Source organism: Paraburkholderia sediminicola (genome assembly GCF_046027355.1).
Lineage (GTDB): Bacteria > Pseudomonadota > Gammaproteobacteria > Burkholderiales > Burkholderiaceae > Paraburkholderia > Paraburkholderia sediminicola_B.
Map to the genome: position 1 here is coordinate 1 of NZ_JAQQEK010000077.1, position 7,891 is coordinate 7,891.

At 58.8% G+C, this 7,891-nt stretch carries 7 protein-coding genes; 3 read left to right on the plus strand and 4 right to left on the minus strand.

Annotated features, from left to right (window positions below; translation table 11 throughout):
* Window positions 1-2,003, plus strand: a 2,003-nt coding sequence (locus tag PQR42_RS45110; protein WP_408496020.1) for a hypothetical protein, incomplete at its 5' end; no start/stop codon positions are given.
* Complete coding sequence (locus PQR42_RS45115) at window positions 2,000-3,427, plus strand: hypothetical protein (RefSeq protein ID WP_408496022.1); 1,428 nt, start codon at window positions 2,000-2,002, stop codon at window positions 3,425-3,427. The genes PQR42_RS45110 and PQR42_RS45115, both read left to right, overlap by 4 nt.
* Before the next feature lie 66 nt (window positions 3,428-3,493).
* Here PQR42_RS45115 and PQR42_RS45120 read toward each other — a convergent pair whose 3' ends face one another.
* From PQR42_RS45120 to PQR42_RS45135, 4 genes are all read right to left on the minus strand, one after another.
* Entirely contained in the window at window positions 3,494-4,060 is a 567-nt protein-coding gene (locus PQR42_RS45120; protein WP_408496024.1) for a GNAT family N-acetyltransferase, read from the minus strand.
* Window positions 4,061-4,282: 222 nt separating this feature from the next.
* Entirely contained in the window at window positions 4,283-4,792 is a 510-nt protein-coding gene (locus tag PQR42_RS45125; protein ID WP_408496026.1) for a GNAT family N-acetyltransferase, read from the minus strand.
* A 241-nt stretch (window positions 4,793-5,033) separates the two neighbouring features.
* A complete protein-coding gene (locus PQR42_RS45130) occupies window positions 5,034-5,444 on the minus strand; it encodes a TIGR02594 family protein (RefSeq protein WP_408496032.1) in 411 nt (136 codons plus the stop codon).
* 149 nt (window positions 5,445-5,593) lie between these two features.
* On the minus strand, window positions 5,594-6,127 hold the full coding sequence (locus PQR42_RS45135; protein WP_408496028.1) for a GNAT family N-acetyltransferase: 534 nt from the start codon (window positions 6,125-6,127) through the stop codon (window positions 5,594-5,596).
* A gap of 205 nt (window positions 6,128-6,332) precedes the next feature.
* On the opposite strand from PQR42_RS45135, the gene nudC reads away from it, so the two are divergent.
* Entirely contained in the window at window positions 6,333-7,292 is a 960-nt protein-coding gene (gene nudC, locus PQR42_RS45140; protein ID WP_408496030.1) for an NAD(+) diphosphatase, read from the plus strand.
* Window positions 7,293-7,891 lie beyond the last annotated feature (599 nt).

Genomic DNA, 7,891 nt, shown 5'->3' on the forward strand with positions numbered 1-7,891 from the left:
ACCATCACAAGCATGGCGAGGATGGCGATGCTCTAATCGCGAATTTCCTGTCTGCATTTGTTGCGTTGCCCGAGTTCGATGCTTGCTTGGTTGCTGACCAGATCTCGACTTCATCGGCATGGGCATTGACATGGGCAAGGCTCTTTCTTGCGGCAGTGCGACGCAACGATAGCTTGATCGATCGGCTTTGGCCGATTGCGGCAGATGAAGCCTGGCTCTCCAATATCGATACTCAGAAGGATGCGATCGACCTCGTGGCCCGCGGGTATGGGCGGCGTAGCATGGCTGAGCGGGAGGCGCTCGAAACTTCGGTGACGACCTTCTCAATGGAAGAGTACACCTCTCCGGAAGCGGCCAGGGAACACCTGATCCAGCGTCTGTACAGCGTCATCGGGCCTGATCAGCTCATCACCGAGAGTGCACGTGCCGTTCTTGCGGCCATGCCAACAGAATCGGTCCAGCGCAGCCTTCGAAACGAGCGTCCATTTCGCATCACAAGCGGATTCGGTCCGTCTGATCCCTTCTTCTGGATCAAGGACCTGGACAGGGATAGACCGTCGAATATCACCGTCATGGAGGCCATAGAGGCGGCCCGGGACTACATCGAGGCCAAGCCTGGTCGCCCGTCGACCGCCGAGATCGACACGGCGCGCACGCTCAATTTGCTCGAGGCAATCGCTCGTGGCCTAGAGGCTCCCGACTTGGACGAAGCGCTGCGTAACCACGGTGAAGGCGTCATCGGCCAGGGATGTGGACGACTTGCGCAGGGCGAGCGCTTGGTTGTCAGAGAGGGCTTCGATCCAACTGATCGTTATCTTGCGCTCTTTCGGATAGCGGCCACTTCCGGCAACCCGGAGGTCACCGACGAGACGGAGTCTCGGTACGAAGAGTCGCAGTCCTGGGGCGGGCCTGCCGCTCGCATTGAGGCCGCAACGGCGGTGCTGGACGTTTGCCTGCAGCGGGCCGATCTGTACCCACGACTTGCAGAGGATATCGATCGTTTACTGGATGATCGCCATCCTGCGGCGCGGTCTCAGTCGGTCGGGCATCTCATTCGATTGTGGGATCTCGATCGGGCTGGTTTCTGGCGGCGCCTTGAGCTTCGTCTTGAACGAGAGACCAACTTTGCGGTCTTGGGCTCCGTCGTCAATGTGCTGCGGATGGTCATCCATGTCGAGCCCGAACGAAGCGAACGACTGATCCTCGCGCTCCTTGCGCGGTACGGCGGCACCGTGAGGCAGGCTGATCTTGAGGACTCTCTGGCTGACCTCGTTGCGATTCTTTCGGTGACCCATCAGAGAGCCTCAGCGGAGACCGTCCTGTCAAGATGGCTGGACGATCCGTCTATGCACAGCGGACAGCTCGGAACGATTCTGTTCACGCTCCGCGATGCAGTCGTGCTGGGCCTGCATCCTGGCCAATCAGAGGAAGGTGCGCTTCGGCATCGGGCTCAAGCCCTCCTTCATCAAATCGTCGTTGCCGCGAGCGGACCACTTGCAACGTACGACCCGAGCGTCGCTGTTCCCGACGACCAGGTGCCGAGGTTGAAAGCGTGCGTCGAGCTCATCGACAAGGCAGCCATGCAGCTCTATTTCGCGACCGGTCGAGTCAACGGCGGTACGGGAATCGACGAGGCTGGGTGTGAGATTTACTTGCGCGAGGTAGCGTCAACGCTCGACCTTATCGCAGATCAAGCACAGCCGCACACCATTTACCAACTCTTGCAATTGGTGGAGATTCTGGCTCCGCAGAACCCAGAGCGTGCGTTCGATCTGACCGCGCGTGCGATTCGAGGGGGCGGCGCGAAGGGCGGCTACCAATACGAACCGTTGGGCGCCGAGCTGATGGTGCGACTGATAAGCAGCTTCCTGGCGGATAGCAAGGATATCTTTGGGGCTACAGAACGGCGCCAGGCGCTCGTGGACTGCCTCGAGATCTTCATGGAAGCAGGGTGGCCGTCGGCAAGAAAGCTGCTCTATCGTCTGCCGGAGCTGCTCCAGTGATCCGCGAAGTCAAGGAGGCAGAATTCATCCAACGATTTGCCGATCTGATCGATCGCTTCGATGCGTCGATCGCTGCAGACGCGCGCCCGGAGTTCGCCGGCGCGGAGGCAGGCGATCCTCACGAACACACGACTCGCGTTCACTTTCTAGATGAACTCGTAGAACTGCTTGGTTGGTCGCTCGGTTTGGGTGGTGACATGGCGGAAGAGGCCCGTCTCAAGGGCGAGACGACCACGTTCATGGACTATCTTGGCGTCAGAGCAGACACCAATGCTCCGGCCTTACTCATAGAGGCCAAAGCTTGGGACAAGGCGTTTCTGGAGCCGCGAAAGAAGGAGTCCTTTGACCCCCCAGTGTTGTTGGGTGCAGGAATCAATCATTGGAGAAGCGGCGGGGAGGAGAAAGACTCTCCGGTGGCGGGGCAATGGCATGCCTACATCAAGCAAGTGGGCGGCTACGTTAAAGGTCTGAAAGAGAGATATGGTCACACGCTGCCCAGAGCCGTGATCACAAGTGGGCAATGGATCGTCGTATTCGTTGACCCAGTGCAGGCCTTCGTTGAGGGCACCGTCGAAGACGTCAAGATCAAAATCTTTCAGAAGCAGAATTTCAAGGCTCAGGCCAGCGAATTGTTTTCGCTGATATCGAAGAAGGCTCTCGCTGCCGAGACGCCCTTCAACGTGCGGCCTACGCAGGTCTTGAACTACCTCACAAGGGACTCGGTTGTCGCATGTTTTCACGCGGTTCACGTGAGCTACGGGGCAAGCGGGTCACCTGTCTTCGGGAGAAAGCCGCGTGTATTGGTCTATCCCGCGCTGGTGCTGCGTGGCGCGGACAACATGCTCCTGACAGTGCTCGAGGAATCTGAGGAGTCCTTGCTCGAGTACACGAAGGAAGAGACAACGGACGAACTCTCTCTGGGGCCGCACGTCGACAAGCTTGCTGCTGCCGCCGCGGCGCTACTGGCGCGCACGGGAGAGCAGCTCGACCTTGAGCTTCGGCCCGCGCCGATTGTCGATTTTCCTGGCTTCCCGCGCGAGCCGATGCATAAACTGGCGGTCAGACGGCCGCTGGCGCGTTCGAATCCCAGGGAGCACGATAACTGGATCATCGTCACTGGCCAAGCGCCTCACTTTATCAAAACTAGCCCGGACGTGGACTGCAGGTTCCATAAATGGAGCGTCTGCAATGGCGCTCGCCTTGCGGCAGGACTATCTGCGATCTCTAGGCCTATGTTGTCGATGCCGAGGGCCCTCTTCATTGATGAAACGCTTCACCACTGCGCTCATCGTGATGTTATGGACCGCAGAGAGCTCCGTTGTCAGATACACATGATCGACGCGAGCCTTTGTTGTCGCGGCTGCACCTTTGTTTCAGATTGTTGGCCCGGCAATGCCCGCCCGCCGCTGCCGTGTGGCACCTAGACTACCAGGCTGTTGAGATGGCAAGACTATGGCCGCTCGTGAAGCGAGCAGGATGTGCGAGAAAGTCTAGCCTGGAAGTTGCGCGACATCCGGCGCACGTTCGACGCGGGATGCCTCGCCTTGTCCATCGGCGGCCATATCCGCAGCAGCCTGAATTCGCTTTCCCATCTCGAATGCACGAATTTCATAGCCAAGCTCCCGGTACAAATCGACCGCCTGTTCGTTAAACGCCCAAACGGCCAGCCTGACGTCGGTGGCACCGCGTTTCCGCGCCCACTCTTCTGCGAGTTTCATCAGTGTGCTGCCGATTCCGCGTCCCCGCAGTTGTTCGGAAACAGCGACCGAGCCGATGCGGCCAACGACCATCGGCTGCAATAACGGGCTTATCGGCTGCACCACCTGAACGGTGATAAAGCCGATCGCCTTGCTGCCAAGCTCGGCAAGAAACGTAGCTCGATCTTCTTCCTGAAGGCTGGAGAGCCAGTGCGGTTTGTCCCGACCCATCACAGTTGTGGCATCGGCATAGATAGCGGGGCGTGCCAAGTGGTGAATCGCGTTCAAGATTTGACCCAGCTCGCAAATTTTAAAAATGTCGTCGATAGTTGCGCGGCGATAGCTTATCGAGTCGGTCATCTTCAGCTCTTGATGGTGGAGCAATAAAAAAAGGCGCCTTAAGCGCCTTGGTCGTTTGCACATGGAATGGACCATGAGGCCGAATTCCTTGCTATGGACGTAACGAACCACGGCGCAACGGATAGCGACCGTGATGATGGTGGTGAGCCTTGCTCGGGACGTTACGAAGTTCCATGCTGTTAATATTGACACAAAAACAATTTCTGCGTGAGCACGCTGTGTTTAACCGGCCATATCGGCCAGCAACGCCCATCGCTCGTGGTCTCGCCATTCGCCATTTATGCGGAGATAGCGTGGCGAAAGGCCTTCCTGTCTAAAACCCAACCGACGCACAAGTGCAATCGATGCTGTATTTCCTGGTTGAATGTTTGCCTCCAGCCGATGCAATCCAAGTTCGCTGAAGGCATAGCCAACAGCCGCCCGCAGTGCCTCGGTCATGAACCCGGACCGGGCGAAGTTCACCATCCCGTAATACCCGAGATATGCACTCTGGAAAGCGCCTGCGACTATCTCGTTAATATTTACTACGCCGACGACTCTATTCGCTGCTACGCCACGCGCAACGAGACCGACGTTCGGTCCTGTGAGGCCACGCGCAAACCAGTTATCGAATCCCGTTTGATCGGTAAATGATGTGACCCAAGGCAAATGGTAGTCCTGACTTGCCAAGTTTGCGGCGATCAACTCGGCGGCGTCGGCGCGGATCGCGCGGCGTATCTGAATGACACTCATGAGGCTCCATCTGATAAACGGATACGGCCCTGGATTGTCGCCGATTCGGCTGCGCCGGATCAAGGTCCGGTGGCCGACCTTTGCTTTATTCAAAAAGCATGAGCTTCCCGGATCTCGCGGGAATCGCTGTGGACTGGGCACAACCCGAAGCGGTCGGCCGTGTTTCCCCGTAACGGACATTCACGCTAGCGCAGAAGACCCTTCACGGTCAGCGCGTTGCTTTTCAATAAACTGGACGGCGTCAGAACGACTTCGGCCATCTAAAACCGAGCACCGAGGCGATCGGATAGGCTAACTCGCGAACCTCTTCCAACTGGTTTCCGCCTAAGAGATAAATAAAATCAGCGTCGTGGCGAAGATAGAAACCGACATGCCCCCTCCAGCTTGTGGGATCGTCGCGCGTCAGAACAGCAATACAGCCGAAGATCGGGTTCTCAAGGGTGACACCCCAATCGAGCCAGGACCGCGCCAATGCCGATCCCGTACCGCGAACTCCGGCGCTTGCCAGGCACCAGTTTATGAATGAGGAACACCAAGAGATTTTGTCGTCGTAACCAACGAGGTTGGTTTGGTTGTTGTATTCGACGATCCGTGGATTCGTTTCGCCAACCGGAAAACGTTTGACGCCGCATTCGGCAATCGCCACAGACATCCAGGCAGGTTCGACGGCGCTATCTCTGGTATCCGTGATCATTTGGTTGAACGGTTTCTTACTTGCTCCCCTGGGATTGTCGCCGATTTCAGCCACGTGGTCGACCGGCCGTTCCTGGCCGATGGATGTCAATTCGAAGGCCGAACCGCTTATACCTCGCTCGTGACTGGCCGGCGAGGAATTCGGTAAACGCAGGATTTGTACTTTGGCGTCACGCGGCTTTCCACGATGACGCCGCTTAACGATTCGGCGATGCGCCGGCTGGGGCGGTTCTCTTCGGCAACCGGATAGGTAAAGCTTGCACAGCCAATGGTTCGCGTTACCCAGTGCGCAACAAGAGTTACGGCTTCGCGGCCAAAGCCATTTCGATGGCGATCTTCACGAATCCAGATGCCAAGTTCCGGGCTCTCAGTGCGTACGCGGTGGAGTCCGGCCAACCCAAGGATACTCCCGTCAGCGCGTTGCCGTATCGCGAATATATAGTCTGACCCGTCGTCTATCGACGGTATCCAGGACCGCCAGACACCGTCGAAGTCATGCCGGGATGCGGGCGGCTCCCACGCCATGTGACGGGTGAGCGAAGGGGTGATGCATGCGAACGTGGCATCCGCGTCGTTGGCCGTGAACGGTTTGATCAAGAGCCGGGTTGATTCAATCTGGATTCCTGTCGGCCGCAGCAGCATCTCAGGTTTTCCGTCGAGGTTTGTTTAGGTTCACCAATTGTCGACGAATCAGAAACGTGTGTCGAACGGCTGTTCATGGCCGGTCCCTGCCTGTCCGCGATCGGCAGCACGCGGCCCGGCTGGCGTCCTTCGTGTCGACGCCGACTGAACCCCAGCGAGCGACCGGACTGAACCCCGTGCCATACTTGCGGATCCTCTCGCCCATATGTCAACGACCATGGTGACCGCCCTTTCCGCGTCCATCGGCTTTAACTTCAACCCGCTCCACCGCCGCTCCGACAAGCGGGACGACCACACCTTCTTCGAGCATCTACGAAGCGACCCGGCCGCGCGCTTTCTCGTCTTCGACGGCGACGTCCCCTTGCTCAAGCGAGGCAGCGAGTATGACCCGTGGTTCGTCGCCAGCGAGACCGCTGCCTTTGGTCAGCCGTTTCATAGCATCTTCCTCGGGGAAGACACCGACGGCAGCGGACGCTTCGCGCTCGGCTTCGCGCTCAACCTTGCGCCACTGGACCCATCGCCAGGCATCGGCTATGACCGCATCGACCTTCGCTCGCTCGCGCTGCAAGACCTCGTCGCTGCGGGAACGCTGGGAATACTGGCCGAGGCGAAGTCGATGCTCGACTGGCATCGCCGCCACTCCTTCTGCGCAAACTGCGGCTCCGAAAGCCGCGTCACGACGGCCGGCTGGCAACGCATCTGCGATGTTTGCGGCGCACGCCATTTCCCGCGGGTGGATCCGGTCGTGATCATGCTGGTGATAGACGACGAACGCTGTCTGCTCGGACGCCAGCGCCATTTCGCCCCTGGAATGTACTCGGCGCTTGCTGGTTTCGTTGAACCGGGCGAGACCGCGGAAGACGCCGTGCGCCGCGAAGTGATGGAGGAAGCTCGCGTGAAGTGTGCACAGGTTGTCTACTTCGCGTCGCAGCCGTGGCCGTTTCCTTCATCGCTGATGATCGGCTGCTTTGCGCAGGCGAGCGATACCGGCATCGTCGTCGATACGGACGAACTCGAAGACGCCCGCTGGTTCTCGCGCCAGGAGGTTGCGGCGATGCTCGCGGGAACGCACGCGGACGAGCTGTCGACGCCTAAGCCGTTCGCAATTGCCCATCATTTGCTACAGGCGTACGTCGAGAAGGGTGGCTCGGTATTGCTCGGCTGAGCGCCCCGCAAAAGGAGCGCTTGCAATTGAACGGAATCGCCTAGTGCGCGAGGCCAGAAGCTGGATCGGTCACTCCGGCCCTTCCTTACTGCGACAGAACCCTTTTGGCAGGCGATCGTGAGGACGTGCTCCAGCCGCACTTCGATTGACTGGTGAGGATTTTCGGGAGCACATGATCGAGGCGACCTGCCCGGGGCGCGTGGTGAACGTCATACCGTCGTCGCCAGAGTATCAGAGCGTAACGGCAATGCGCGCAGTCCATGAATGCGCGGCCGCCCTAGCGTGCTCATCGAACAGCGCGTCTGGAAAACGCCCCGTCCCCGCGCAAAGCATGCAGTTGATTGGCAAGGCTGCCACACCGCGAATTGACGGTTAGTTGCGTTGTTGAAATAGGGTTAACAACAACGTTGATCGTTAGCGCAGGTGTTGCGTCAAGCGATCGTGATTCGCGCAGCCGCAGGTCGCGGCCTACATATCGCACGAGTCACCGGCTGGTCGCGGAATGGATGTTCATCCAATGGGCGAGGGCGACCGATTTAGCCGGGGTTAGCACGCTTCGGACCTACCCGCGACATTTGTCGAAGGTCAACAGTCCCTCA